This window comes from Burkholderia sp. E168m15 (genome assembly GCF_016586105.1).
In the GTDB taxonomy this organism is placed as follows: Bacteria; Pseudomonadota; Gammaproteobacteria; order Burkholderiales; family Burkholderiaceae; genus Burkholderia; species Burkholderia orbicola.
This window is the reverse complement of sequence record NZ_BCPO01000096.1, coordinates 16,679-42,908: the sequence shown is the minus strand read 5'-3', so window position 1 is coordinate 42,908 and position 26,230 is coordinate 16,679. Positions and strand designations below refer to the sequence as shown.

The 26,230-nt window shown below is 67.2% G+C and carries 23 protein-coding genes; 10 read left to right on the top strand and 13 right to left on the bottom strand.

The features are described 5' to 3' along the window. Window positions 1-80 precede the first annotated feature (80 nt). From JMF86_RS16280 to JMF86_RS16255, 6 genes are all read right to left on the bottom strand, one after another. Window positions 81-2,195 (bottom strand): phosphocholine-specific phospholipase C, encoded by a 2,115-nt coding sequence (locus JMF86_RS16280; RefSeq protein WP_011546955.1) that lies wholly within the window; start codon window positions 2,193-2,195, stop codon window positions 81-83. A 42-nt stretch (window positions 2,196-2,237) separates the two neighbouring features. Further along, window positions 2,238-2,441: a hypothetical protein gene (locus JMF86_RS16275; RefSeq protein WP_011694854.1), complete on the bottom strand. Its 204-nt coding sequence runs from the start codon at window positions 2,439-2,441 to the stop codon at window positions 2,238-2,240. 337 nt (window positions 2,442-2,778) lie between these two features. Further along, the gene (locus JMF86_RS16270) at window positions 2,779-4,776 is read right to left on the bottom strand and encodes an acetyl/propionyl/methylcrotonyl-CoA carboxylase subunit alpha (RefSeq protein ID WP_201317074.1); all 1,998 of its coding nucleotides are present in this window, start codon (window positions 4,774-4,776) and stop codon (window positions 2,779-2,781) included. A gap of 36 nt (window positions 4,777-4,812) precedes the next feature. Next, on the bottom strand, window positions 4,813-5,598 hold the full coding sequence (locus tag JMF86_RS16265) for an enoyl-CoA hydratase/isomerase family protein (protein WP_011546952.1): 786 nt from the start codon (window positions 5,596-5,598) through the stop codon (window positions 4,813-4,815). 19 nt (window positions 5,599-5,617) lie between these two features. Then, on the bottom strand, window positions 5,618-7,225 hold the full coding sequence (locus tag JMF86_RS16260) for a carboxyl transferase domain-containing protein (RefSeq protein WP_011546951.1): 1,608 nt from the start codon (window positions 7,223-7,225) through the stop codon (window positions 5,618-5,620). A gap of 30 nt (window positions 7,226-7,255) precedes the next feature. Then, entirely contained in the window at window positions 7,256-8,437 is a 1,182-nt protein-coding gene (locus JMF86_RS16255) for an isovaleryl-CoA dehydrogenase (protein ID WP_006480547.1), read from the bottom strand. Window positions 8,438-8,607: 170 nt separating this feature from the next. Here JMF86_RS16255 and JMF86_RS16250 point away from each other — a divergent pair, with 170 nt between their 5' ends. Beyond that, the gene (locus JMF86_RS16250; protein ID WP_011546950.1) at window positions 8,608-9,354 is read left to right on the top strand and encodes a TetR/AcrR family transcriptional regulator; all 747 of its coding nucleotides are present in this window, start codon (window positions 8,608-8,610) and stop codon (window positions 9,352-9,354) included. Between the two features lie 54 nt (window positions 9,355-9,408). On the opposite strand, the gene JMF86_RS16245 is transcribed toward JMF86_RS16250, so the two are convergent. Next, on the bottom strand, window positions 9,409-9,897 hold the full coding sequence (locus JMF86_RS16245) for a MarR family winged helix-turn-helix transcriptional regulator (protein ID WP_006480545.1): 489 nt from the start codon (window positions 9,895-9,897) through the stop codon (window positions 9,409-9,411). A 201-nt stretch (window positions 9,898-10,098) separates the two neighbouring features. Here JMF86_RS16245 and JMF86_RS16240 point away from each other — a divergent pair, with 201 nt between their 5' ends. Together JMF86_RS16240 and JMF86_RS16235 are read left to right on the top strand one after the other, a co-directional pair. Further along, complete coding sequence (locus tag JMF86_RS16240; RefSeq protein ID WP_011546949.1) at window positions 10,099-11,178, top strand: aromatic ring-hydroxylating dioxygenase subunit alpha; 1,080 nt, start codon at window positions 10,099-10,101, stop codon at window positions 11,176-11,178. Then, window positions 11,175-12,140: a PDR/VanB family oxidoreductase gene (locus JMF86_RS16235; RefSeq protein ID WP_125381639.1), complete on the top strand. Its 966-nt coding sequence runs from the start codon at window positions 11,175-11,177 to the stop codon at window positions 12,138-12,140. The genes JMF86_RS16240 and JMF86_RS16235 overlap by 4 nt, the downstream gene beginning before the upstream one ends. 178 nt (window positions 12,141-12,318) lie before the next feature. Here JMF86_RS16235 and JMF86_RS16230 read toward each other — a convergent pair whose 3' ends face one another. Continuing rightward, window positions 12,319-12,765: a hypothetical protein gene (locus JMF86_RS16230; protein ID WP_011546947.1), complete on the bottom strand. Its 447-nt coding sequence runs from the start codon at window positions 12,763-12,765 to the stop codon at window positions 12,319-12,321. A 400-nt stretch (window positions 12,766-13,165) separates the two neighbouring features. Here JMF86_RS16230 and JMF86_RS16225 point away from each other — a divergent pair, with 400 nt between their 5' ends. Continuing rightward, window positions 13,166-15,334 carry a TonB-dependent siderophore receptor gene (locus tag JMF86_RS16225; RefSeq protein WP_011546946.1) on the top strand — a complete coding sequence of 723 codons (2,169 nt, stop codon included), beginning with the start codon at window positions 13,166-13,168 and terminating at the stop codon, window positions 15,332-15,334. Window positions 15,335-15,347: 13 nt separating this feature from the next. Here JMF86_RS16225 and JMF86_RS16220 read toward each other — a convergent pair whose 3' ends face one another. The 3 genes from JMF86_RS16220 to JMF86_RS16210 form a co-directional block, all read right to left on the bottom strand. Then, the gene (locus JMF86_RS16220; RefSeq protein ID WP_011546945.1) at window positions 15,348-17,273 is read right to left on the bottom strand and encodes a hypothetical protein; all 1,926 of its coding nucleotides are present in this window, start codon (window positions 17,271-17,273) and stop codon (window positions 15,348-15,350) included. Window positions 17,274-17,721: 448 nt separating this feature from the next. Beyond that, entirely contained in the window at window positions 17,722-17,880 is a 159-nt protein-coding gene (locus JMF86_RS35065; RefSeq protein ID WP_226292368.1) for a hypothetical protein, read from the bottom strand. A 17-nt stretch (window positions 17,881-17,897) separates the two neighbouring features. Further along, entirely contained in the window at window positions 17,898-19,091 is a 1,194-nt protein-coding gene (locus tag JMF86_RS16210) for a porin (protein ID WP_041489351.1), read from the bottom strand. A gap of 89 nt (window positions 19,092-19,180) precedes the next feature. Between JMF86_RS16210 and JMF86_RS16205 the strand changes: the two genes are divergently transcribed. The 5 genes from JMF86_RS16205 to JMF86_RS16185 all read left to right on the top strand — a co-directional run bounded on the left by JMF86_RS16205 (window position 19,181) and on the right by JMF86_RS16185 (window position 23,250). Continuing rightward, complete coding sequence (locus JMF86_RS16205) at window positions 19,181-20,233, top strand: RNA-guided endonuclease TnpB family protein (protein ID WP_011546943.1); 1,053 nt, start codon at window positions 19,181-19,183, stop codon at window positions 20,231-20,233. 320 nt (window positions 20,234-20,553) lie between these two features. Then, the gene (locus JMF86_RS16200; protein WP_011546942.1) at window positions 20,554-21,186 is read left to right on the top strand and encodes a LysE family translocator; all 633 of its coding nucleotides are present in this window, start codon (window positions 20,554-20,556) and stop codon (window positions 21,184-21,186) included. A gap of 12 nt (window positions 21,187-21,198) precedes the next feature. Continuing rightward, window positions 21,199-21,735 carry a GNAT family N-acetyltransferase gene (locus JMF86_RS16195; protein ID WP_011546941.1) on the top strand — a complete coding sequence of 179 codons (537 nt, stop codon included), beginning with the start codon at window positions 21,199-21,201 and terminating at the stop codon, window positions 21,733-21,735. A 110-nt stretch (window positions 21,736-21,845) separates the two neighbouring features. Beyond that, a complete protein-coding gene (locus tag JMF86_RS16190) occupies window positions 21,846-22,580 on the top strand; it encodes a metallophosphoesterase (RefSeq protein ID WP_011546940.1) in 735 nt (244 codons plus the stop codon). A gap of 58 nt (window positions 22,581-22,638) precedes the next feature. After that, window positions 22,639-23,250, top strand: coding sequence for an alpha/beta fold hydrolase (locus JMF86_RS16185; protein ID WP_011546939.1), 612 nt, complete (start codon window positions 22,639-22,641; stop codon window positions 23,248-23,250). Between the two features lie 81 nt (window positions 23,251-23,331). Here JMF86_RS16185 and JMF86_RS16180 read toward each other — a convergent pair whose 3' ends face one another. Both JMF86_RS16180 and JMF86_RS16175 read right to left on the bottom strand, forming a co-directional pair. Continuing rightward, on the bottom strand, window positions 23,332-24,654 hold the full coding sequence (locus JMF86_RS16180) for an ATP-binding protein (protein WP_011546938.1): 1,323 nt from the start codon (window positions 24,652-24,654) through the stop codon (window positions 23,332-23,334). Beyond that, window positions 24,651-25,391 (bottom strand): response regulator, encoded by a 741-nt coding sequence (locus JMF86_RS16175; RefSeq protein ID WP_006480534.1) that lies wholly within the window; start codon window positions 25,389-25,391, stop codon window positions 24,651-24,653. Before JMF86_RS16175 ends, JMF86_RS16180 begins: the two co-directional genes overlap by 4 nt. Window positions 25,392-25,626: 235 nt before the next feature. Between JMF86_RS16175 and JMF86_RS16170 the strand changes: the two genes are divergently transcribed. Further along, window positions 25,627-26,208 (top strand): thioredoxin family protein, encoded by a 582-nt coding sequence (locus tag JMF86_RS16170; protein ID WP_011546937.1) that lies wholly within the window; start codon window positions 25,627-25,629, stop codon window positions 26,206-26,208. Window positions 26,209-26,230: the final 22 nt, after the last annotated feature.

Genomic DNA, 26,230 nt, shown 5'->3' with positions numbered 1-26,230 from the left:
GCCGCCATACCCTCGACGCACAAACACGACGCGCCGGCCGGATTCAACCGGACGGCGCGTCGTCGCATCAGGTGCCGTCGTCAGATCGCCGCGATCGTCGGCGCCACGGCCGCCGGGTCGGTGATGCTCGGCTTGCCGGTCTCGACGTGCCCCGCGATGCGGCGCGTCCAGCCGGCATTGCCCGCCACCGCGAACTGCAGGTCGTACCAGTGGCTGCTGCACGACAGGTCCCAATGCGCTTCGATGCGCTGCCCGGCCGGGACCGTCAGCGTGCGCGCCGCGCCGCCGTACGCGACATCGGTCGCCGTGACCGTGAGCGGGCCGGTGCCCGCATTGGCGATCGTCACGTACACGTCGCCGTTTGCGGTGTCGTAGCACGGCGTGATTTCAGGCTTGGCCGCGGCATCCGCCGCCGCCGACCCCGCGAAGCGCCGGAAATAGCCGTTCGGCCCCCACACGCTCACCAGATAGTTGCCGTTCGCATCGAGCGCCCACGTATCGGTCAGCTGCTTGCCGGCTTCGACCGTATAGCGGCGCGGCATCGCGGTCGGGTCACCCGTATAGACCCAGAAGTGCGCGCCCTGCGTGCCGGTATTCGCGAACGTCAGCGCATAGCCTTGCGCCTGAAGCTGGCCGGTGACGTGCAGTTCGTACGGCAGCGCGCGCGCCGGCCGCGTACCGGGTTCCTGCGCGGTCACGACCTGCTGCGCGGTGCTGGCCGGCGCGGTCTGCGACGACGCACGCGAGCATTGCAGGTCCGCCTGCGCGACGTACGCCTGCGTATTCGGCAGGGTCGGCAGCGTCGCATCCGATTTCGAGAAGTCGAGCGCCGACGTCAGGTCGCCGCAGATCGCGCGGCGCCACGGCGAGATGTTGGTCTCCATCACGCCGAAGCGCTTTTCGATGAATTGCAGCACCGACGTGTGATCGAACACCTGCGAGCAGACGAAGCCGCCCTTCGACCACGGCGACACGACGAACATCGGCACGCGCGGGCCGAGGCCGTACGGCAGGTTGTCGGCCGTATAGGTGCCGGCTTGCGTCGCGGTCACGACGTTGTGCCGCTCGAGCGACACGTCGACGGTACTCATGCCCGAGCCCGGCAGCGTCGGCGCCGACGGCGGCACGACATGGTCGAAGAAGCCGTCGTTCTCGTCGTACATGATCAGCAGGACGGTCTTGCTCCACACGTCCGGGTTGGACGTCAGCGCATCGAGGATCGTCGACAGGTAGTACGCGCCGTACAGCGGCGTGAACTTCGGATGCTCCGAATACGCGGCGGGCGGCAGCAGCCACGACACCTGCGGCAGCGTATTCGCCTGTACGTCGGCCTTCAACTGCGTGATCGGGCGCGTACTCATTCCGCGCGTCTGCAGCGACGAACCGGCCGGCGCATTCACGAAGTTGTTGAAGCACGCCAGCATGTTCGTGCCGTAGTTGCCGGTGAAGTTGTCGAACCCGGTGCCCTGCTGGTAGATCTGCCACGAGATGCCGGCTTGTTCGAGCCGTTCCGGGTAGGTCGTCCAGCTGAAAGGCGGCAACTGGATCTTGTCGAACTGGTTGTCGATGTAGTCGGTGTTGTCGAGCAGCGGGCCGCCGCCCGTGCCGAGCGGATCGACCATGCCCGTCATCAGGTACATGCGGTTCGGGTGCGTGTTGCCCGGGATCGAGCAGAAGTAGTTGTCGCACACCGTGAACGCATCCGCGAGCGCGTAGTGGAACGGGATGTCGTCGCGAACGTGATAGCCCATCGTCATGTTCGACTTCTGCACGGCCCACTGATCCGCGCGGCCGTTGTCGATCGCGCCATGGGTGGTCGCCCAGGTATGCGGCAGGCCGCCGATACATTGCGCGTTGACGCCCGGATTGGTCGTGTCGTAGCGGAACGGCGCGATCACGCTCGACTTGTCCTCCTGGCGCGGCTGGAACCACACCGGCTTGCCGTTCGGCAGCGTGACCGGGAAGCGGTCGTTGTAGCCGCGCACGCCGCTCAGGTGTCCGAGATAGTGGTCGAACGAGCGGTTCTCCTGCATGAACACGACGATGTGCTGCACGTCCTGGATCGTGCCCGTCACGGTGTTCGGCTCGATCGCCAGCGCCTTGCGGATCGATTCCGGCAGCAGTGCGGTGGCGGCGGTCGCGCCGGCGAGGCCGGCCGAGAACTTCAGAAAATCGCGTCGCGAATGAGTGGCCATGCTGGTTGCTCTTGATGGGTTTTCTGGTGGAAACGGCCGGTATCAGGAAGCGGGCGACGACGCAGGCGCGGTGAAGCCGGGCGGGCAGCGCATCTGCGCGGTGGCGACCACCGCACCGCCGCACGCGGCCTTCTGCTGCGCGACGGGCGCGGCGGGTGCGGTCAGGTCGTCGTTGCAGGCGCCGAGGACGGCGGTCAGCGCGATCAGGCCGACGACCGCGAAAGGCCGTAGGGCCGACGTTCGCATAACGGTTCTCCGTGAGGATGATGACGTGACGCGGACGCGACGCCGCGCCGGTCATATCGACGCCGAGATGCTATGTTCGACTTGTTACACGACGGTGTCGAGGGGCGGGAAGATGGAGGTGCGCACTGCGCGTGGCACGCGATGGTGTGGCAGGAACGGCGAAGATCGTAAGGCCTTCGAAAGATGTATGTTGCTTAGGCGTATAGCTTCTTCGCGTGTTGTCGATATCGAAGCCGCATCGCCGCGGCCACGGCCACGGGCGTACGGAAAATTACGAAGCGCTTTCTTGCGGGCCTGCCGCCACGGCAACCGGCCCACGTACAGCAACAAGGTCCGCTCAGCCTTCCGCCATCATCAGCAACTGCGCGCCGTCCGCGACCTGATCGCCGACACCGTACAGCACGTCAGCGACGACGCCCGCGCTCGGCGCGCCGATCGTGTGCTCCATCTTCATCGCCTCCATCACGATCAGCGGCGTACCGGCTTCGACCTTCTGCCCCGGCTCGACCAGCACCGCGATCACCTTGCCGGGCATCGGCGCGGTCAGGCGGCCACCGCCCTGCTCCGCGTCGCCCGCATGCGCGAGCAGGTTGCGCCATTCGAACGTTTCGGCCGCACCCTGCGTGAACACATGGAACGTGTCGCCGTCCGCATACACGCGGCCGCTGCTGCGCACGCCGCCAAGCGTCACGTCGAAATCGAGCGGCGTGGCGCCGCGCGTCCACGCGAACGGTTGCGCGGCCGCGTCGCCGATCGCGATGCGCGTGCCGGTGCCGTCGTCCTCGTACGTGACCGTCACGTCGGCTTCGCGATCGGTCGCATGCCATTCGAGCGTGCGGCGATAGCCGCCGTTCAGCCGCCAGTCCGGCAGCGAACTCCACGGCGACGCGCTTTCCTGCGCGGCGGCGCGTTCGCGCGCAAGCAGTGCCGCACAGGCGAGTGCAAGCGTCGCACGCGGCGGCTGTTGCGGCGCGAACAGCGCATCGTGGTTGCGCTCGATCAGGCCCGTGTCGAGATCGGCGATCGCGAACGGCTCGCACGCAACGATCCGCTGCAGGAACGCGGCGTTGGTATGCAGGCCGACCACTTCGCACGCGCGCAGCGCACGCAGCATCAGGCCCAGCGCTTCCGCACGATCCGCGCCGTGGACGATCAGCTTCGCGATCATCGGATCGTAGAACGGCGTGATCGCATCGCCTTCGCGTACGCCGCTGTCGACGCGCACCGACGCCCCGATGTCGAACTCGACGCCTGCCGGCAACCGCAAATGCTTCAGCGTGCCCGTCGACGGCAGAAAGCCGCGCGCCGGATTCTCCGCGTAAAGGCGCGCTTCGAGCGCATGGCCCTGCACGCGCAGTTCCTCCTGCTTCAGCGGCAGCGGCTCGCCCGCCGCGACGCGCAGTTGCCATTCGACGAGATCCAGCCCCGTGACCATCTCGGTCACCGGGTGCTCGACCTGCAGGCGCGTGTTCATTTCCATGAAGTAGAACGCTTCGCCCGTCATGATGAATTCGACGGTGCCCGCGCCGACATAGCCGACCGCGCGCGCGGCCGCGACGGCCGCTTCGCCCATCGCCTGGCGCACGTCCTCATGCAGGCCCGGCGCCGGCGCTTCCTCGAGCACCTTCTGGTGACGGCGCTGCACCGAGCAATCGCGATCGAACAGGTACACGGTATTGCCGTGCGTGTCGCCAAACACCTGCACCTCGACGTGACGCGGGCGCGTCAGGTATTTCTCGATCAGCACACGATCGTTGCCGAAGCTGCTTGCCGCTTCGCGCTGGCACGATGCAAGCGCCGCGGGAAAGTCCTCGGAGCGCTCGACCACGCGCATCCCCTTGCCGCCGCCGCCCGCGCTGGCTTTCAGCAGCACCGGATAGCCGATCTGATCAGCCTCGCGATGCAGGTTGGCCGCGTCCTGGTCGTCGCCGTGATAGCCGGGCACGAGCGGCACGGCGGCCGCGTGCATCAGCGCCTTCGCGGCGGCCTTCGATCCCATCGCCGCGATCGCGTCGACCGGCGGCCCGATGAACACGATACCGGCCGCTTCGCACGCTTGCGCGAAATCGTCGTTCTCCGACAGAAAACCGTAGCCGGGGTGAATCGCCTGCGCGCCGGTCGCGCGCGCGGCTTCGATGATGCGCTCGATGCGCAAGTAGCTGTCTGCCGCGACCGAGCCGCCGATGTGCACGGCCTCGTCGCACGCGGCCACGTGTTTCGCGTTCGCATCCGCGTCGGAATAGACGGCGACGCTCGCGATCCCGAGACGTTTGCACGTCGCGGCGACGCGGCACGCGATTTCGCCGCGGTTGGCGATCAGAATCTTGTCGAACATGGCTTCGATGTCGTCCGGAAGGTTGAGGTCACGCGATCATTCACGCCACGACGGCGTGCGCTTTTCGAGGAAGGATGCGATCCCTTCGCGCGCTTCCGCGCCGGCACGGGTCTTCGCGATCCACTCGGCGGTCTGCTCGATCAGCGTCGCGTCGAGCGCGCGGCCGGCCACGTCGGCGACGAGCCGCTTGCACGCCTTCACCGCGTCGGGGCCGTTCGCGACCAGCGTCGCCGCCAGCTTCGCGACCGTTTCGTCGAGCGCGTCGGCCGGCACCGCATCGTGAATGAACCCGAGCGACGCGGCACGCGTGCTGTCGAACACCTCGGCCGTCGTGAAGTAGCGCCGCGCCGCACGTTCGCCCATCGCCCGCACGACATACGGCGCGATCGTCGCGGGAATCAGCCCGAGCCGCGCTTCCGACAGGCAGAACTTCACGCCGTCGGCGGCAATCGCGATGTCGGCCGCCGCGACGAGGCCCACGCCGCCCGCATACGCGTCGCCATGCACGCGCGCGATCACCGGCTTGCCGCAGCGATAAATCGCTTCGAGCATGCGCGCGAGCTTGCGCGCATCGGCGCGGTTCTCGTCGTCCGAGTAGCCGGCCATCTTCTTCATCCAGTTCAGGTCCGCGCCCGCGCAGAATGCGGCGCCTTCCGCGGCCAGCACGATCGCGCGCACGCCTTCGTGCGCATCGAGCCATTCGAACGCGGTGGTCAGCTCGGCGATCGTCGTCTCGTTGAACGCGTTGCGCACGTCGGGACGCGCGAGCGTGACGGTCGCCACGCGGCCGGCTTCGCTTACCTTGATCGTTTCGTATCGCATCGGTCAGTCCTCCCGGGCGTTACATGCGGAACACGCCGAAGCGCGTGTCGTCGATCGGCGCGTTCATCGACGCGGCCAGGCCGAGCCCGAGCACGTCGCGCGTCTGCGCGGGATCGATCACGCCGTCGTCCCACAGCCGCGCGCTCGCGTAATACGGATGGCCCTGGCGCTCGTACTGGTCGCGAATCGGCTGCTTGAACGCGTCCTCTTCCTCGGCCGACCACGACCCGCCCTTCGCCTCGATGCCATCGCGACGCACGGTCGCGAGCACCGATGCGGCCTGCTCGCCGCCCATCACGGAGATCCGTGCATTCGGCCACATCCACAGGAAACGCGGGCCGAACGCGCGGCCGCACATCCCGTAGTTGCCGGCGCCGAACGAGCCGCCGATGATCACCGTGAACTTCGGCACCTTCGCGTTCGACACGGCCGTCACCATCTTCGCGCCATGCCGCGCGATGCCTTCGTTCTCGTACTTGCGCCCGACCATGAAGCCCGTGATGTTCTGCAGGAATACGAGCGGGATCTTGCGCTGGCAGCACAGCTCGATGAAATGCGCGCCCTTCACCGCCGATTCGGAGAACAGGATGCCGTTGTTCGCGACGATCCCGACCGGATGGCCCCAGATGTGCGCGAAGCCCGTGACGAGCGTCGTGCCGAAGCGCGCCTTGAATTCGTCGAATTCCGAATCGTCGACGATGCGCGCGATCACCTCGCGCACGTCGAACGGCTTGCGCGTATCGACCGGAATCACGCCGTACAGGCTCTTCGCGTCGTAGCGCGGCGGCTTCGGCTCGCGCAGCGCGAGCGGCGGCGCGATCTTCGGCGCGAGGTGACCGACGATGTTGCGCGCGATCGACAGCGCATGCGCGTCGTTCTGCGCGAGATGGTCGGCCACGCCCGACAGGCGCGTATGCACGTCGCCGCCGCCGAGATCCTCGGCGCTCACTTCCTCGCCGGTCGCGGCCTTCACGAGCGGCGGCCCGCCGAGGAAAATCGTGCCCTGGTCCTTCACGATGATCGACTCGTCGCTCATCGCCGGCACGTATGCGCCGCCGGCCGTGCACGAGCCCATCACGACGGCGATCTGCGCGATCCCCGCCGCCGACATCGTCGCCTGGTTGAAGAAGATGCGGCCGAAGTGGTCGCGATCGGGAAACACGTCGTCCTGGTTCGGCAAGTTCGCGCCGCCCGAGTCGACGAGGTACACGCACGGCAGCCGGTTTTCCGCGGCGATTTCCTGCGCGCGTACGTGCTTCTTCACTGTGACCGGGTAGTAGGTGCCGCCCTTGACCGTCGCGTCGTTGCACACGATCACGCATTCGCGGCCGGCGATGCGCCCGATCCCGGTGATGACGCCCGCGCCCGGCGCGTCGTCGTTGTACATGCCGTTCGCCGCGAGTTGCGAGAACTCGAGGAACGGCGCGCCCGGATCGAGCAGTTGCGCGATGCGATCGCGCGGCAGCAGCTTGCCGCGCGACAGGTGCTTGTCGCGCGCGGCCTGGCCGCCGCCCTGCGCGAGCTGTTCGATCTTCACGCGCAGGTCGGCGACGACCGCCTCGAGCGCCGCGGCATTCGCGCGGAAGTCTTCCGAACGCGGGTTCAGTTTCGATTCGATGATCGGCATCGACGGGGCTCCGTTCCGTGACGTGGGGCGTTACATCGTTTCCGCGAACAGCTCGCGGCCGATCAGCATCCGGCGGATCTCACTCGTGCCGGCACCGATCTCGTAGAGCTTCGCATCGCGCCACAGGCGGCCGACCGGGTATTCGTTGATGTAGCCGTTGCCGCCGAGGATCTGGATCGCCTCGCCAGCCATCCACGTCGCCTTCTCGGCCGTGTAGAGGATCACGCCCGCGCAGTCCTTGCGCACCTGGCGAATGTGGTCGCTGCCCGCCGAGTCGAGATGGCGGCCGACCGCATACAGGTACGCGCGGCACGCCTGGAACGTCGTGTACATGTCGGCGACCTTGCCCTGGATCAGCTGGAATTCGCCGATCGCCTGGCCGAACTGCTTGCGGTCGTGGATGTACGGCACGACCGCGTCGAGACACGCGGCCATGATGCCCGTCGGCCCACCCGACAGCACCGCGCGCTCGTAGTCGAGGCCGCTCATCAGCACCTTCACGCCGCCGTTCAACTGGCCGAGGATGTTCTCTTCCGGCACCTCGACGTCCTGGAACACCAGCTCGCCCGTGTGCGAACCGCGCATGCCGAGCTTGTCGAGCTTCTGCGCGACCGAGAAGCCCTTCATCCCCTTCTCGACAATGAAGGCGGTGATGCCGCGCGGGCCGGCTTCGATATCGGTCTTCGCGTAGACGACCAGCGTGTCGCAATCGGGGCCGTTGGTGATCCACATCTTCGTACCGTTGAGCACGTAGCGGTCGCCGCGCTTGTCCGCGCGCAGCTTCATGCTGACGACGTCGGAGCCGGCGTTCGGCTCGCTCATCGCGAGCGCGCCGATGTGTTCGCCCGACACGAGCTTCGGCAGGTATTTCTGCTTTTGCGCTTCGGTGCCGTTGCGGTGGATCTGGTTCACGCACAGGTTCGAGTGCGCGCCGTACGACAGGCCGATCGACGCCGACGCGCGCGAGATCTCCTCCATCGCGACCATGTGCGCGGTGTAGCCCATGTTCGCGCCGCCGTATTCCTCGGAGACGGTCATGCCGAGCACGCCGAGATCGCCGAACTTCTTCCACAGATCCATCGGGAACTGGTCGGTGCGGTCGACCTCCGCCGCGCGCGGCGTGATTTCCTTCGCCGCAAACGTCGCGACGGCGTCGCGCAGCATCTCGATGTCTTCACCGAGCATGAATTGCACGCCGGGCAGGTTGATCATGTCTCCTCCGTCTCCAGAAAGTGTGTCGCACTCACCGATTTCTGAGTTTCGCTCAAATCGAATGAATACGTCGATTCATTGACCAATACAGCGGAAATTTTGCACAGTTTCGCGCCTCGCCCGGTTCGGCGTCAATAGTTTTCTGAGTGATACTCAGATATGATGCGAGCATGACAGCCGCTCCCGCCGACACCATGACCGCCACCGCCAAAGCCGACCGCGCCGACTCGTCGCGCGCACCCGCCGGCCGCAAATCCCAGCAGCGCGTGCAGGACATCCTGCGCGCCGGCCGTGAAGTGTTCGCCGAAAAAGGTTACGAGCATGCGACGGCCGCCGAGATCGCGCAGCGCGTGGGGGTATCGGAGGCGACGGTGTTCAGCTATTTCCGCGGCAAACGCGAGCTGTGCGCGCGCGTGATCGCCGACTGGTACGACGAAATCATCGCCGCGTTCGAACACGGGATGCCGCGGGAGGCGTCGGTGCAGCAGCAGTTCGCGTTCATCGTGCGCACCCACCTGCGGCTGATGCTCGTGAACGGCACGGGGCTGTGCGCGCTGGTGCTGTCGGAAGGCCGCGCGAAGCAGCATGCGCTGAGCGACGAGCTCACCGCGCTGCAACGCCGCTACACGGCGCCGCTGATGGACGTGCTCGCACGCGGCCAGGCGGCCGGGCAGGTTCGCGCGGATCTGCCGCTGAGCCTGCTGCGCTCGATGGTGTTCGGGCCGATGGAGCACGTGCTGTGGGATGCGATCCTCGGGCACCGCAAGCTCGATACGGAAACGACGGCCACGCAGTTGATCGACATGCTGTGGGCCGCCGTGCAGCCGCCGGCGCCGGAGCAGGCGGCGCTGGTGCGCTTCAGGAACGAAGTCGCGGAAGCGGTGCGGCGGCTGGAAGGCGAAGCATCACGCGGCTGACGGCCAGGGCGGCGCACGCCGCCCTTCTGCGCCATCGCGCCGGGCGCCGCGCCGCTACGAATCCTCGCTCACCCGCAGCGGCGCGCGGCTCTGCTCGTTGTTCAAATGCACGAACTTGCGTAGCAGGCGCATCAGTTCCTGCGAATCGTCCTCGCCCATCCCGTCGAACAGCCCGGCCCGCAACTCCGTCACCGACGGAATCAGGTGGGTGAGCAGCTCGACGCCCGCCGGCGTCAACAGCAGGCGCCGCTGACGCCGCGGCAGCACTTCGCGGACGATCAATCCCTTCGCTTCGAGCCGCACCGCGAGATCGGCCGTGGTCGACGTGTCGAGCGCGACCCGCTGCGCGAGCGTCACCTGATCGAGCCCCGGATTCTCGTACAGCATCCGCAGCACCGCGTACTGCACGGGCGTCACGTCCCGGCCCAGCTTCTCGTAGAACATCGCGACCGCGATCTGGTGCGCGCGCCGGATCAGGTGCCCGGGTTCGTCGTACAGGTCGATCGGGAAAGCCGGCAGGTCGGCGGGAGTCGTTTTTTCCATGAATGAGTCGATGACTTAGGCGGCACGCACCGGTTGCGCGCACCGGCGGCATGGCGCTGCGTCGCGCCATTTCCCGGGAAAACCAGTATACCGCCCGCCTTGCTCCGGCCCATATCGATGAGTACACTGAATCTCATTCAGTACACGGAATGAAGATCGGGCCGCTTCCCCGGCGGCACCGTCCCGAAGGAGACAAGGAACATGTTTCTCAAGAACGCGTGGTACGTGGCGTGCACGCCCGACGAGATCGACGGCAAGCCGCTGGGCCGCAAGATCTGCAACGAATCGATGGTGCTGTACCGCGCGGCGGACGGCCAGGTCGCGGCGCTCGAGGATTTCTGTCCGCACCGCGGCGCGCCGCTGTCGCTCGGGTTCGTGCGCGACGGCGTGCTCGTGTGCGGCTATCACGGGCTCGAAATGGGCTGCAACGGCAAGCCGGCCGGCATGCCGGGCCAGCGGGTCGGCGGGTTTCCGTCGATTCGCAGCTTCCCGGCGGTCGAGCGGTACGGCTTCGTGTGGGTCTGGCCGGGCGATGCGTCCGAAGCCGATCCCGCCAAACTGCCGGCGCTGGCCTGGGCCGAGGACCCGGCCTGGGCGCACGGCGGCGGCCTGTATCACATCCGCTGCGATTACCGGCTGATGATCGACAACCTGATGGACCTCACGCACGAAACCTACGTGCATGCGTCGAGCATCGGCCAGAAGGAGATCGACGAAGCGCCGCCGAAGACCACCAGCCATGGCGACGAAGTCGTCACGAGCCGCTTCATGGAAAACGTGATGCCGCCGCCGTTCTGGCGAATGGCGCTGCGCGGCAACGGGCTCGCCGACGACATCCCGGTCGACCGCTGGCAGATCTGCCGCTTCACGCCGCCGAGCCACGTGATGATCGAAGTAGGCGTCGCGCATGCGGGCCACGGCGGCTACGATGCGCCGCCGAACAAGAAGGCGTCGTCGATCGTGGTCGACTTCATCACGCCCGAGACCGACACGTCGATCTGGTACTTCTGGGGGATGGCGCGCAACTTCCGGCCCGACGACGCCGCGCTGACCGCCGAGATCCGCGAAGGCCAGGGCAAGATCTTCGCGGAGGATCTCGAAATGCTCGAGCGCCAGCAGCGCAATCTCGAGCAATGGCCCGAGCGCACGCTCCTCAAGCTCAACATCGATGCCGGCGGCGTGCTGTCGCGCAAGGTGATCGACCGGCTGCTCGCCGCCGAACACGCGGCGAGCCCGCAGCGGCCCGTGATTCCGGTCGCGCAGGTCAAGGCGGCGTCATGAGCGGCGCGACCTTGACGGTTCGGGTCGCGCGCAAGTGGCAGGAAGCGCGCGACATCTGCGGCTTCGAACTCGTCAGCGATGACGGCTCGCCCTTGCCGCGCTTCGACGCCGGCGCCCATATCGACGTGCATCTGCCGGGCGGGCTCGTGCGCCAGTACTCGCTGTGCAACCATCCGGAGCAACGCGATCGCTACCAGATCGCGGTGCTGCGCGAGGCCGATGGCCGCGGCGGGTCGCGCGCGATTCACGACGAAATCCGGCAAGGCGATACCGTGCGGATTGGCCTGCCGCGCAATCAATTCCCGCTCGCGCCCGACGCGCCGCACCATCTGCTGTTCGCCGGCGGGATCGGTGTCACGCCGATTCTCGCCATGGCGGAACGGCTGTTTTCGGCCGGCATGCCGTTCGACATGCATTACTGCGCGCGTTCGACCGATCGCATGGCCTTCGTCGAGCGGATCAATGCGGCAGGGTTTCACGATCGCGTCCGCTTCCACGTCGACGACGGCGATCCCGCGCAACGCTTCGATCTGGCTGCCGTGCTCGCCGGCGCGCCCGACGGCACGCATCTGTACGTATGCGGCCCGCGCGGCTTCATGGATGCGGTGCTGAACGCCGCGCGCGAGCGCGAGTGGAGCGAAGCCCGGCTGCACTATGAGTTCTTCGGCGGCGCGGTCGTGTCGTCCGGCGCCGACCGCGCATTCCAGGTGCAAATCGCGAGCAGCGGCAAGGTGATCGACGTGCCGGCCGAATGCACGGTGATCGCGGCGCTGGCGGCGAACGGCGTCGACGTGCTGACGTCGTGCGAGCAAGGCGTGTGCGGTACCTGCCTGACTCGCGTGCTCGAAGGCGAGCCCGATCATCGTGATACGTACTTGACCGACGACGAAAAGGCGGCCGGCGACCAGTTCATGCCGTGCTGCTCACGATCGCGCACCGACCTGCTGGTACTCGATCTGTAGATCCGCAGGCGGTAGACGGACCGCCCGACACGCGGCGGCTGACCACCCTACGGGAGACGATCGATGGCCCATCCTGCCCGGCCATCAATCAAGATCGCGCGCGGCGCGTGATCGAGCGGCTGCTGCTGCACCCGAGCCGGCTTGGCCCTCGCACGCCGGCCCGCGCCCATCGCTCGGCTCAATCGGCCAGCCGGCAATGCGCGAGCTTCAACCCCGGCAGCACCGGCGCATCGATATAGCCTTCGTTCACGCAGCTGAACCGGAACGCCGACGACGTGACGAACGGCTTGATCTCGCCGCCGGGGAATTTCGGCTTCAGCGCATCCTGGTCAGGCACGTCGAAATGCGTGTCGAACTGCTCGCCGTCGGCCGTCAGCGCGCCGAAGTACGTGCCGCCCGGGTCGCTGCCCATCCGGATCACGGCGCCGACGAACGTGAGGCGCTTGCCGTCGTACTTCGTCTTCGCGGCGGCCATGTCCTGCGTATAGGCCTCGATCACGGCGCCGTAGTGCGCGTCGATCGCGGGTTCGGCGTTCGAAGCCGCACGGGCGGCCTGCTGAACGCCCGCCAACAGCGCGCAGGCCGCCAGCGCGGCCGCCGTGAACGGCGCGGAAATCTTCTTCATGGGTGGTCTCCCGTCTAGCGTGGTGGTTGAAATGATCGAAGCCCGGCGCGATGCCGATTGAATGCGCTTGCGTCGCTTTAATCGTTCGAATGGCGGTACACGGCTGCGATCACTTCATCGCCCGCACGCGCGTGCGCGGTGCGTGGCGTCGCGCCGAACGCGACGGGACAGGAAGATGACATGGTGCGGCCCCCGGCTCTCTCGTTGAATTTCACTGCGTCTGATTTTGGCCGCTACGGTAGCAGACGGCCGGCAGCCCGGCAACCGAGTACCGCGCATGGCTGGCCGCCCCATTACAATTGAAAACGATTCTCATTACATATATCATGCGCACGCTGATCCCACCGCAACACTGCCACCCGCCACACGATCCTTAGCATTCCTCTTCCTGCATCGATTCATGCCATCCCGTCGAACGCCCTGCCGCGCCCGGACCTTGCATCCGTGGCGCATGCCCCTGCCTGCCCTGCTCACCCTGTGCGTCGCGAGCGGCGCGCATGCGGCCGGCGCCGAACCCGTTGCGCCCGCGCCCGCCGCCGCGCCGGCCGCCGAACACGAACTCCCGGCGATCAGCATCAACGCCTCGGCCGCCGTCGATCCGACGATCGGCTATCAGCCGCGCACGACGAACATCGCGGGCGGCGACGCCCGGGCGCTGAAGGAGATCCCGCAATCGGTCGCGGTGGTCAGCAGCAGCGTGATGCAGGACCAGCAGGCGCGCTCGCTCGACGACGTGCTCGGCAACATCAGCGGCGTCACGCAGACCAACACGCTCGGCGGCACGCGCGACGCGTTCATCAAGCGCGGCTTCGGATCGAACAACGACGGCTCGGTGCTGGTCGACGGCGTGCGCACGCCGGTGCTGCACAGCTATCTCGCGACGATCGATCGCGTCGAAGTACTGAAGGGCCCCGCTTCGCTGCTGTACGGGATGCAGGACCCGGGCGGCGTGATCAACCTCGTCACGCGCAAGCCGGAAGACACGTTCGGCGGCTCGATCTCCGCGTCGCGCACGAACCACGGCGGCAGCAACGCACAGTTCGATCTCACGGGGCCGCTCGGCAAGCCCGGCCAGGTCGCGGGCGGCACGCTCGCCTTCCGGCTGACCGGCGAATACGACACGAGCCGCTACTGGCGCAGCTTCGGCCGCGAACGCAACGCGCTGATCGCGCCCGCGCTGTCGTGGCACGACGCGAACACGTCGATCGACGTCAGCTACCAGTACGTCGACTACACGATGCCGTTCGACCGCGGCACCGTGCTCGTGAACGGCCAGCTCGACGAGGCACTGCGCTATCGCCGCTACGAGGAAGCGTGGTCGCAAAGCAGCGGCATCCAGGAAACGCTGCGCACGCGCATCGAGCACCGCTTCTCCGATGCTTGGCGCGTGCGCGCGACTTACGGTTGGGGCCGCGACCGCTACGATCAGTTCATCACCCGCGCCACCGCGTTCAACAGCAGAACCGGCGCGCTGACGCGCTCGTCCGACGCGAACCTCGGGCGCAACGATTCCGACCAGATCGCGACGCTCGGGCTGCTCGGCAACGTGACGCTCGCGGGCATGCAGCACGCGATCTACGTCGGCGGCGAATACGAGCGGCAGCGCAGCTTCCGCGGCGACACGATCCGCGGCAAGGCGACGACGGGCTTCAATCTCTACGATCCCGTGTATGGCCTGCTCGCGCCGGGCGGCATGGCCAACGCGAAGCAGAGCGATTCGCGCTCGGTCGTGCATGCGTATTCGACGATCGTGCAGGACTCGGTGAAGATCACCGACCGCCTCACCGCGGTAGGCGGGCTGCGCTGGGAAAACTGGCAGCAGGAATCGGGAATGGGCCGGCCGTTCGTGTTCGCCGACCGCTCGCGCGGCAGCGTCTGGCTGCCGCAGTTCGGGCTCGCGTATGCGCTCACGCCGGCGCTCACCGCCTATGCGAACGTGAGCCGCTCGTTCAAGCCGAACGTCGCGTCGAACGTCGCGGCGCCGCTCGCGCCGGAATATGGCCGCGTGCTCGAGGCCGGGCTGAAGTTCAGCCTGAAGCCCGCGATCACGGGCACGCTCGCCGTGTACCAGATCGACAAGCGCAACGTCGCGGTCACGGTCGGCGACCTCACGTCGACGATCGGCACCGCGCGCTCGCGCGGGATCGAGCTCGACGTGGCCGGGCAGATCACGCGCCACCTGAGCGTGATCGGCAGCTATGCGTATACGAACGCGAACGATCGTGACAGCAACACGCCGCTCGTCAACGTCGCGCGCCACACGGGCAGCCTGTTCGCGGTATACGACACGGCCATCGCGAACCTGCCCGGGCGCTGGCGCTTCGGCGGCGGCGCGCGTCTCGTCGGCGCCCGCTCCGGCGACACCGCGAACAGCTTCACGCTGCCCGGCTACGTGAGCGTCGACGCGTTCGCGGCGTACGAAACGACGATCGGCAAGTTTCCGACCCGCTTCCAGCTCAACGTGAAGAACCTGCTCGACAAGACCTACTATCCGTCGAGCAACAGCAACCTGATCGTCGCGGTCGGCGAGCCGCGGCTCGTCACGCTGACGACCACGGTATCGTTCTGACGCCCCGGCGCGCTCACGGACGCCAGCGATACACGACGATGCTCGACCCGTTGTAGTTGTCCTTCGTGATCACGTACTCGCCGGTCGAACGCAGGTACGCGCGCACGCCGTACATCGAGTCGACGTCGTTGCCGACGTCCATCGCCGACGGGTTCGAATTCGTCAGCGTCGTGACGAGCGCGCCGGTGTTCAGGTCGTATATGTCGATGTTCGGCACCGTGTGCACATAGCCGACGAACAGGTAGTGGCCGGCCGCCGCGATCGATTTCGGGTTCGCGCTCGTCAGGTTTATCACCGGGTTCGGCGCGCTCGTGTTGCCGTTCTTCCAGCCGTGATAAACCTCGATGTGCCCGTTCATCGCGGTCCAGTCCCAGTTGCCTGCCAGGCCCTGCGCCAGGATCATCGTGTCGCTGTCGGCCTGATAGATGATGCGCGTGACGGGCGCCACGCTGCTCGGCACGGCCGTCGTCACCGGCTTGCCCCACGACGGCTTGCCGGTCGCGTCGAAGCCCGTCATCGGGTAGCGCGTGATCACGTTGGAGCCGTTCAGGCCGGCCCACACGTCGCCGTTGCCGTCGATGTCGAAACCGGCCGTCACCTGCAGCGTCGTGTTGAACGGCTTGCCGGGCAGCGAACCGGCCGGAATCGCGATGTAGCCGCTCGCGGTGTTGAAGTAGTAGAAGTTGAAGTTGCCCGGGTTCTGGCCCGACGCGACGAGGATCCGGTTGCCGCCAACGCTCACGAGCTGCCCGAAGTGCTGGCCGCGCTGATAGTCGTTCATGTCGAGGCGCGGGTCCTTCGGATAGGTGAACGGGTCGACCGTGTTCGCGACGAACGTGCCGCCCGCGGTGCCCGTATATATGTTGTTGCCGCTGTAGAACAACGTCCCGTCCGTCACCGGATCGGGCGCGGCGATTCCCTCGAAGTTCAGCGCCTGCAACTTCCATTGCAGCGTGCCGACCGGGCTGTACGCATGCAGATCGGTGCTGCCGTTGCGGCCGAGATCCCAGCCGCCGCCCCAGGCGTTGTTCAGCACGTACAGGTTGCCGGCCGCATCCTTGCCGAGCGCCGCGACGCGCGTGAAGCGCTTGTCGCCGACCTGCCCCTTGATGCCCGTGGTCGTATCGAGATAGCCGCCCTGCACGCCGAACGTGCCGACCTGCACCGGCAGCCCGGGCAGCCCGCCGTATAGCTTGATGTTCATGTCGGGCCCTTCGTCGCCCACCATCAACCGGCCCATCGACGCATCGAAGTACAGCGACGCCGGCCGCGCGCCGGCCGCCATCTGGAGCGTGTTCATCGCCGTACCGGTCGGGCTGAACTGCGCGACGACGCCCGCGCTCTTGCGCGCGACCCACAGGTTGCCGGCCGCATCGAGCGCCAGCGCGCCAGGGCCCGTGACGCCGATGTCGCGCTGCCACACGCCATCGGTCGTATAGACGCGCACGCGGTTGCCGTAGAAGTCGCTCACGTACAGCAGGTTGCCGCCCGTCGCGAGGCCCGTGATCACGTCCGCATACTGGATGCCCGTCCACGTGCTGACCGGAATGCGCAGGTCGCGCTGGTTCGTGCTCCGGTTGTAGCGGCCCACCGAGCCGCTGCCGAACGTGCGGTTGTAGCCGAGCGCGACGAACAGCGACGTCGAATTGCCGGTGATCGCGCCGCCATGGAATTCGTCGTGGATGCCGATCGTGCCGAGCAGCTGGCCGTTCTGGTAGATCGCGACGCCGCCCGCGTTCTCGTCCCAGCGCGACGCCGTGTAGATCACGCCTTCGGGCGCGACCCACATCGAGCGCGCGCCGTTACCGACGTGCGAGGCCAGCGTGCCGTACGTGTTCGCGAGCCAGTCGGTCGAGTATTGCGCCTGCGCGTGGCTAGCCGGCGCCCACATCGCCATGCACATGATCAGCAACGCCGCGCGGATTTGTTTCATTGACATGAATAATGCTCCCAGACGAACAATGATCGACACTGTAAATCGCGGCGCATGAAATATTGGTGATTCCGGTAAATCCGCATTCGCCGTTCCCCCGAATTATTCACTTCACGCGTTTTGCCGTACGGCGCTTTTTCGTCAACGATCGCAAAATCTCCGAAACCGCGCCACGACAGCCTGCCAGCCACGCGGTTTCAGCGCATTTCCCGGCATTTTGTTCCGGGTCATTCAATGCGAATACGTCATTTTTTCTGATATGACCGCATTGCATTTTCATTCCCCGGAAGTCACTTTGATTATTACAAATCGAAATCAAAATGAAAGAGAAAAAATATTGTCCGGCGCGATCGGATTTTTGCGATTTCGCGCACGGAAGGCAAAGCGGGAGGGAAAGGGGGAATACGGAGGGGAAAACCGCGCACCGGCCGTACCGGCACGCGGCGGCGATCGTTCAGCTCGCCGGATCGCGCGTCGGGCCGGCCCGGCCGTCGACGTATTTCGGCAGCGCATCGACGACGTCGATCACGCGTGGCCGGTGGAACAGTGCATCGTCGGCTGCGGACGAGCATGCCGACAACGGGGCCCGCATCGGCTGCGAGCCCCGTTGCACGCGCAACGACTGCTGCGTCAGAACTTCTGGCGCAGCCCGAGGCTCACGATCGCCTGCGACCGCGAATCGGACGAATGGCCGTTCGCCTTGTCGGACACCGACGCAGTCGCGGCCACCGGCCGGCCGAGCGCGTCGAGCGTCGTGCCGGACGCATGCTGGTACGCGCCGAGCAGGTACACGCTGGTGCGCTTCGACAGGTCGTAGACCGCGCCGAGCGTGACGTTGTGATACTGCGCGCGGTTGTCGATACCGTCGACGTCGCTGCCGCGCGTGTAGCTGTAGCCCGCGAACAGCTGCGTCTGCGGCTGCACGTTCCAGCGCGTGAACACGCCCGCGACGTTGAACGTCGCATGGCCGCTGAACAACGACTGCGCGCCGCCGCGGTACTGCACGTTGCTGTAGTTCACGCCGACGACGGCCGGGCCGAAGTCGTACGTCGCGCCGGTCGCGATCACCTGCTGCGACTGCGCGCTCGCATAGCCTTCGTTGATCGACGAATTGAACAGCCCGTCGTCGGTGCTCTGCCACTTGCCCGCCGTCGGGTCGGTCGCGCCCTTCTTGCTGTTGTCCGAGCGCTCGTAGCCGACGCCCACACGCAGCGGGCCGGCCGCGTATGCGGCGCCGACGCTCCACGTGTTGCGCTGCTTCATGCTGCCCGGCTGGCCGCCGAAGCCGTACAGCGCGCCGAACGTGAAGCCCGAGTAGTTCGCGCTCGTGTACTTGATCGAGCTGTCGACGCGCGCGGTCTGGTCGAGATCGTCGATGTCGCCCGGGTGCGCGCCGAAGCCGCCGATGAACGACGACGGGCCGACCGGGCTCACGAAATCGTCGAGCGACGTGTACTGGCGGCCGAGCGTGACCGTGCCGTAGCGGTCGCTGCCGACGCCGACGAACGCCTGCCGGCCGAACTGGCGGCCGCCCTGGCCGGACGTGCCGTTGGTGATGTCGAAGCCGTTCTCGAGAACGAACAGCGCGCGCATCCCGCCGCCGAGATCCTCGGAACCCTTGATGCCCCACCGGCTGCCGGACAGGTTGCCGGTCGTGAGCCCGACGCTCGAATGCCCGGTGTACGCGCCCGCCGAGCCGACCCGTTCGTTGCTGCGATAGGTCACGCCCGCATCGACGATGCCGTACAGCGTGACGGAGCTTTGCGCGGCGGCGACACTCGCGAGCGAGAGCAGCAGCGGCGCTGCGATCAGTTGCTTGTTCATCAGTTGCTCCGAGAAACCCCGCCATTGATGGCGGGAAGGAAAGGAATGCTGTTGACAGGCAGCTTCTTCCACGGGTTAGGATCACCGGCATGATTCTTGTCTACCGCTACCGGGTGAAATCGCTCAACGGACTGCTTAACAAGCAGGGCCGCGCGGTGAACTACGTCTGGAACTTCTGCAACGACACGCAGAAGCACGCGCTCAAGTGGAGCAAGAAGTGGCCGACGGGATTCGACCTGAACGTGCTGACGACCGGCAGCAGCAAGGAACTCGGTATTCACTCCGGCACGATCAACGCGACGTGCGAGCAATATGCGAAGTCGCGCAGTCAGTGTCGACGCCCTTATCTGCGCTATCGCGGCAGGAAATCGCTGGGCTGGGTGCCGCTGAAGGGGCGTGACCTGAAGCGCGAGGGCGACGCGTTTCGTTTCGCCGGCAACACGTTTCGCGTGTTCAACAGTCGACCGCTTCCCGAAGGCAAGATCAAGGACGGGAGCAACTTCGCGCAGGACGCGCGTGGTAATTGGTTTCTCAATATCGTGATCGAGATGCCGGATGTTCAGGCTCGCCCGATTCGCTCCGGTGTTGGCATCGATCTCGGCCTGAAAGACTTCGCCACACTTTCGACCGGCGAGAAGCTGCCCAATGACCGGTTCGGTCGACGAGCGGCGGAAAATCTGGCGAAAGCGCAGCGAGCACGAAAGCACAAGCGACATATCGCGAAGCTGCACGCAAAGATCGCCAATGCCCGCGCCGACTTCCAGCACAAGCTCGCGCTCGATCTGGTGCGGCGCTTCGATTACATCGCGGTCGGCAACGTGTCGGCCGCAAAACTCGCCAGAACCAGGATGGCGAAGAGCGTCTACGACGCATCCTGGTCGTCCTTCCGAAACAAACTCCGTTACAAAGCGATGGCGCACGGAGCCACGTTCGAGGAAGTCGACGAAAGCGGTTCGACCCAGTCCTGTTCGGCGTGCGGGTCGAAAGACAGCACGACGCGGCCGAAAGGTATCGCGGGACTGAGAATAAGAGAGTGGGCCTGCAGTAGATGTGGTGTCGAGCATGATCGAGATACCAACGCTGCGTTGAACATTCTCCGATGCGGACGTGCATCGCCAGATGTGGGAATCCTCTCCCTTTAGGGAGAGGGGGACGTCAAGGTTGTATGTCTCCGGGCGGCGAGCCCGTTGTTCTGACGGGCTGTTGCGAGTAGCGCGCGCGCGCCGACATCCACCCGGCGGTGCGAGACCGGCGACGTCCGCGCGCGACGACGCGGCGGGCATGCCCGCTGCGGCCGGTATGGTAGTTGGAACCGGTTCCGTTCCAAAGCGGAATAATGACAACAGTTTCTTGTCAAAATTGAGATAGTCGGAGCGCGGCCATAGCCACGGCTGCCGCGCCTGTACAGCGCGAGGCGACGCGGACGATAATCGGCTGCGCGCTTTCCTCCGGGAGTTCCTTCATGCATGAAACGACCCTGCTGATCTTCGCCGCCGTCGCGTTCGTCGGCATCGCGACACCTGGCCCGACCGTGCTGCTCGCGCTGACCAACGGCTCGCGCTACGGCGTGCGCCGCGCGGCGTTCGGTTTCGCGGGCGCGATGCTGTCCGACTTCGTGCTGATCGTCGCGGTCGCGCTCGGCCTCGGCGCGCTGCTGATGGCGTCGGCGTTCTGGTTCTCGGTCGTGAAGTGGCTCGGCGCCGCGTACCTCGCGTATGTCGGCATCCGGCTGCTGACGTCGAAAGGGGCGCTCGACGTCGTGGTCGCGCAGCGCGGCACGGCCTCCGGACGCAACGCATCGATCTTCGCGAAAAGCTTCCTGACCGCGGTGACGAACCCGAAGGGCTATCTGTTCTTCTCCGCGTTCCTGCCGCAGTTCCTCGATCCGCTGGCGCCGCTCGCGCCGCAGTACGTCGTGCTCGCGGTCACGTTCGCGCTGCTCGACGGCGCGGTGATGTTCGGCTACGCGCTGCTCGGCGCACGCGCGGTGCGGCTGCTGAAGCGCTCGGGCGCGCTGTGGCTCGAACGCACGTGCGGCGCGATGCTGCTCGCGCTCGCCGGTTCGCTGGCGCTGTACCGGCGCCATGCCGCGTAGGCGCCGGGCTCGATGAAAATCGCCACGCCGCCCCGCGCCGGTTTCCCCGGCCTGTCGCTCAGGCAACTCGAACGCGCGGATCTCGACGCGTGGTACGCGTACCTGTCGAACCCCGACGTGTTCCGTCACACGAGCTGGAATCTGCGCTCGCCCGACGATCTGCTGCCGATGTTCGACAACATCGAATCGACCGATCCGGATTCGATCCGGCGTCTCGCGATCGTCGACACCGCGTCGGGCGCGCTCGCCGGGACGATCGGGCTGCATACGGTGTCCACCGTCAACCGCTCGGCGGAGATCGCGTACGACCTTGCGCCGTCGCACTGGGGGCGCGGCATCGCGAGCGCGGTGTGCGACGCCGTCACCGCGTGGGCGTTCACGCACGGCGGCTTCATGCGCATGCAGGCGGTCGTGCTGACCAGCAACGCCGGCTCCGCGCGCGTGCTGCAAAAGTGCGGCTACCGCTACGAGGGGTTGCTGCGCGCCTACAAGATGGTGCGCGGCACGCCGGGCGATTTCGCGATGTACGCACGCCTCGCGACCGACTGACGTGCCCGCCGCGGCATCGCGTGCCGATGCCGTGAAGCGATTGCACGACCCGATTGCACGACCCGCGCCGAATTGGCGACAATCGCCACTCCCCTCATCGACTTGCCGCCATGAAAATCGCCGCGCTCTCCGACATCCACGGCAACCTCGCCGCGCTCGACGCGGTGCTCGACGATGTCCGCCGCCGCGGCGCCGACGTGATCGTCAATCTCGGCGACATCGTGTCCGGCGCACTCCATCCAGCCGAAACGGCCGACCGCCTGATCGCGCTCGACCTGCCGACCATCAAGGGCAATCACGAGCGGCAACTGCTGACGCTCGATCGCGACGCGATGCGGCTGTCCGATCGCTGGGCGCATGACACGCTACGCGCCGACCATCGCGCCTGGATCGCCGCGCTACCCGAACGCCTGACGCTCGACGGCGACGTGCTGATGGTGCACGGCACGCCCGCCAGCGATCTCGTCTATTTCCTCGAAACGGTCACGCCCGACGGCTGCCGCGCGGCGACGCCCGATGAGGTCGCGCAGCGCGCGGGCGATACGGCGGCCTCGCTGATCCTGTGCGGCCACACGCATGTGCCACGTACCGCGAAGCTCGACGACGGCCGGCTGATCGTCAATCCGGGCAGCGTCGGGTTGCAGGCGTATGCGGACGACCTGCCGCATCCGCACCGGATCGAGACGGGCTCGCCGCACGCCCGCTACGCGATGGTGTCGCGCACCGCCGCCGGCTGGAGCGTCGAATTCCATGCGGTCGAATACGACTGGCATACGGCCGCCGCCATCGCGGCGTCGCGCGGCCGCGACGACTGGACCGTCGCGCTGCGCACGGGCCGCTGCTGACGCGCTCGCGCCGCCCTGCCACCCTGCTTCGCCTCAACTACGGAAACATCAACACGCCATGCCCGTTCCGTCGCAACTACTCTTCCTGCCCGGCGCATCGGGCAGCACCGCGTTCTGGCAACCGCTGGCCGGCATGCTCACGCATCCGGCCGAGCGGCGAATCGTCGCCTACCCGGGCTTCGGCGACACGCCGCGCGATCCGGCCGTCGACGATTTCGACGGTCTCGTGCGTCATGTACTGGCAACCGTCGACCGGCCGACCGCCGTGATCGCGCAATCGATGGGCGGCGTGATCGCGATGCGCGCGGCGCTCGACAAGCCGGATCTCGTCACGCATCTCGTGCTGACGGTCACGTCCGGCGGCCTCGACATGGCCGGGCTCGGCGCGCAGGACTGGCGCGCCGGTTTCGCCGAAGCGAACCCGCGGTTGCCGGACTGGTTCATGACGTTTCGTGCGGACCTGTCGCAGGACATCGGCCGTATCGCGCAGCCGACGCTGCTGCTGTGGGGCGACGACGATCCGATCAGCCCGGTCGCGGCCGGCCGGCGCCTGCTCGAATGGCTGCCCGATGCGCGGTTGCACGTCGTGCCGGGCGGCCGACACGATCTCGCGGCCGTGCATGCGCAAGCGCTCGCGCCGCTCGTCGACGCGCATCTGCAACGCGTGTGACGCAGCACCCATCGCACACGTTGCACACGTCGCACGCTTCGACACGCACCCGACACCGCGACGCTCGCGCGCCGCGTCGCATCATCCCGCGTTCCTCAGCGTCAGCCTCGCCTCGAGGCCGCCGCCGTCGGCCCGGTTGTTCAGCGTGAGCGTGCCGCCCATCGCGAGCGCGAGCTGCTTCGCGATCGCAAGCCCGAGCCCCGTGCCGCCCGTCTCGCGGTTACGCGACGTCTCCACGCGCCGGAACGGCTCGAACACCGCGTCGAGCTGATCGTCCGGAATGCCGGGCCCGCGGTCGAGCACCGCGATCACCGCGCCGCCGTCCGGCGCCGCCTGCACGTCGATCTCGGCCGCGCCCGCGAACTTCAGCGCGTTGTCGACCAGGTTGCCGACGATGCGGCGCAGCGCCTTCGGCCGCGTGACGAGCGCGAGCGGCGCGCGGCTGTGCAGCGCGACGTCCTGCCCCGCATCCGTGTAGTCGTACACGATGCTGTCGAGCAGCGCATCGAGATCGATGCGACGCGCGACTTCCTCGGTGCCGTGCAGCGTGCGCGCATACGCAACGCCCTCCTTCACCAGATGCTCCATCTCGAGCAGGTCCTGGCGCAGCTTCGCGCCCTGCGTGTCGTCGTCCATCACGTCGACGCGCAGCCGCATCCGCGTGATCGGCGTCTGCAGATCGTGCGAGATCGACGCGAGAATCTGCATGCGCTCGGCCATGTACTGCGCGATGCGGTCCTGCATCGCGTTGAAGGCCCGCGCGGCGCGCGCGACTTCCGACGGCCCGTCTTCGTTCAGCCGCTCGCCCTTCAGGTCGGGGCCGAGCGCGTCGGCCGCCTGCGCGAGCTGCTTGAGCGGCCGCGTCGCGAGCCGCACCGCGAGCCAGCAGCACGCGGCCAGCACCGCGAGCTGCACCACGAGCACGGCCGGCAGCCAGCCCGACAGCGGCACCGTCGACATCGGATGGATGTCGATCGTCAGCGGCGACCCGTCGGTCAGCCGCAGATGCACCTGCAGATGTTCGCGGTCGCCGGGGATCGAATTCGCGGTCAGCGGATAGTCGCCGCCGATGCCGTCCGAGATCGAGCGCTCGACGCGCGCCGACAGCCGCGCTTCCGGCGGCGTGCCGGTCTGGCCCGGCCCGAGGATGAACGCATAGCTGCGCCGCGCGAGACGCGGCAGCCATGCGGTGCGCTCGGCGGGCGGCAGATGGTCGAGCAGCGCGACCGAGCTGGCGACCTCGCGTTCGATGTAGCCCATCATCAGGTTCGTGGTCGCCTGGTCGCGCTCGGTCACGGTGAGCCAGAACGACAGCGTCTGCGCGAGCGCCAGGCCCACGCACAGGATCAGCGCGAGCCGCGCGAACAGCGAACGCGGCCAGTGCCACGGCGCGCGCGCGCTCATGGCGTACCGTCGACGGCGGTCACGGCCGACGAGAACACGTAGCCCTCGTTGCGCAGCGTCTTGATGTAGCGCGGCTCGCGCGCGCCGTCGCGCAGGCGCTGGCGCAGCCGGCTCACGAGCAGGTCGATCGAGCGGTCGAACGGGTCGGACTGGCGCCCTTGCGTGAGGTTGAGCAACTGGTCGCGCGTCAGCACGCGCTGCGGGTTGTCGAGGAACACGCGCAGCAGCCGGTATTCGGCACCGCTCAGCGCGACCAGCGTGCCTTCGGTGTCCAGCAGATGGCGCCCGGTCGTATCGAGCTGCCATTCGCCGAACGCGAGCAGTGCGGCCGTTTCCGTCACCTGCATGCCGGGCGGCAGCATGCGCGCGCGGCGCAGCACCGAGCGGATTCGCGCGAGCAGCTCGCGCACCGCGAACGGCTTGGCCAGGTAGTCGTCGGCGCCCATCTCGAGGCCGATGATGCGATCGGTTTCCTCGCCGCGCGCGGTCAGCATCAGCACCGGCACCGTGCGGAACTTGCCGGCGCGCAGGTCGCGGCACAGCGTCAGGCCGTCCTCGCCGGGCAGCATCAGGTCGAGGACGATCAGGTCGGGCGCGCCGTCATCCAGCGCGTTGCGCATCTCGCGGCCGTTCGCGGCCAGCGACACGCGCATGCCGTTCTTCTCCAGGTAGTCCGCGATCAGTTCGCGGATCGCGCGATCGTCGTCGACGATCAGCACGTGGTCGATCTTGTCCATGAGTCGTTGCCGGTATCGGTGTCGGGGTTCGGGCGGGGGCGATGTCCGCTGTTATACCGCACGGCGGGCACGCGTTTGTATCCCAATGTATCGCGCCAGCGTGGCGACACACAACGTTGCACATGCGCGGCGCGCCGGACACATCGCAGATACGTCGGCGCCGCCTAATGGGGCCTGTCGAAACCCGTCGGGCCGCCGCCCTCGCGCCGCGGCCCGCAAAGATCAGGAGAACGCCATGCTGCCCCGCCTCAAGACCGCCGCCCTCGTCATCGCCCTCGCCGCCACGGCGGGGCTCGCCGCCTTCGCCGGCACCCGCGACGACGCGGGCGTGCAGGCATCGCCGGCCGGCATGACGGCGCCCGCTTTCACCGGCATCGACCGCTGGCACAACAGCGCGCCGCTGACGCTCGACCAGTTGCGCGGCAAGGTCGTGCTCGTCGATTTCTGGACGTATTCGTGCATCAACTGCATTCATACGATCCCGTACGTGAACGACTGGTATCGGAAGTATCGCGACCAGGGGCTCGTCGTGGTCGGCGTGCATACGCCGGAATATCCGTTCGAGCGCGACGCGGGCAACGTCGCCGATGCGATCAGGCGCTTCGATATCCGCTATCCGGTCGCGCAGGACAACCGCTACGACACGTGGCGCGCGTACGGGAATCAGTACTGGCCCGCGCTGTACCTGATCGATGCGAACGGCAAGATCGTCTATACGCGTTATGGCGAAGGCGGGTACGACAAGACGGAGGCGGCGATTCGGGGGGCACTCACGCAGGCAGGGGAAGGGATGAAGAGTGCGACGCGCACGCAGTGACCTGGGCGGCGAGCGGGCGCGA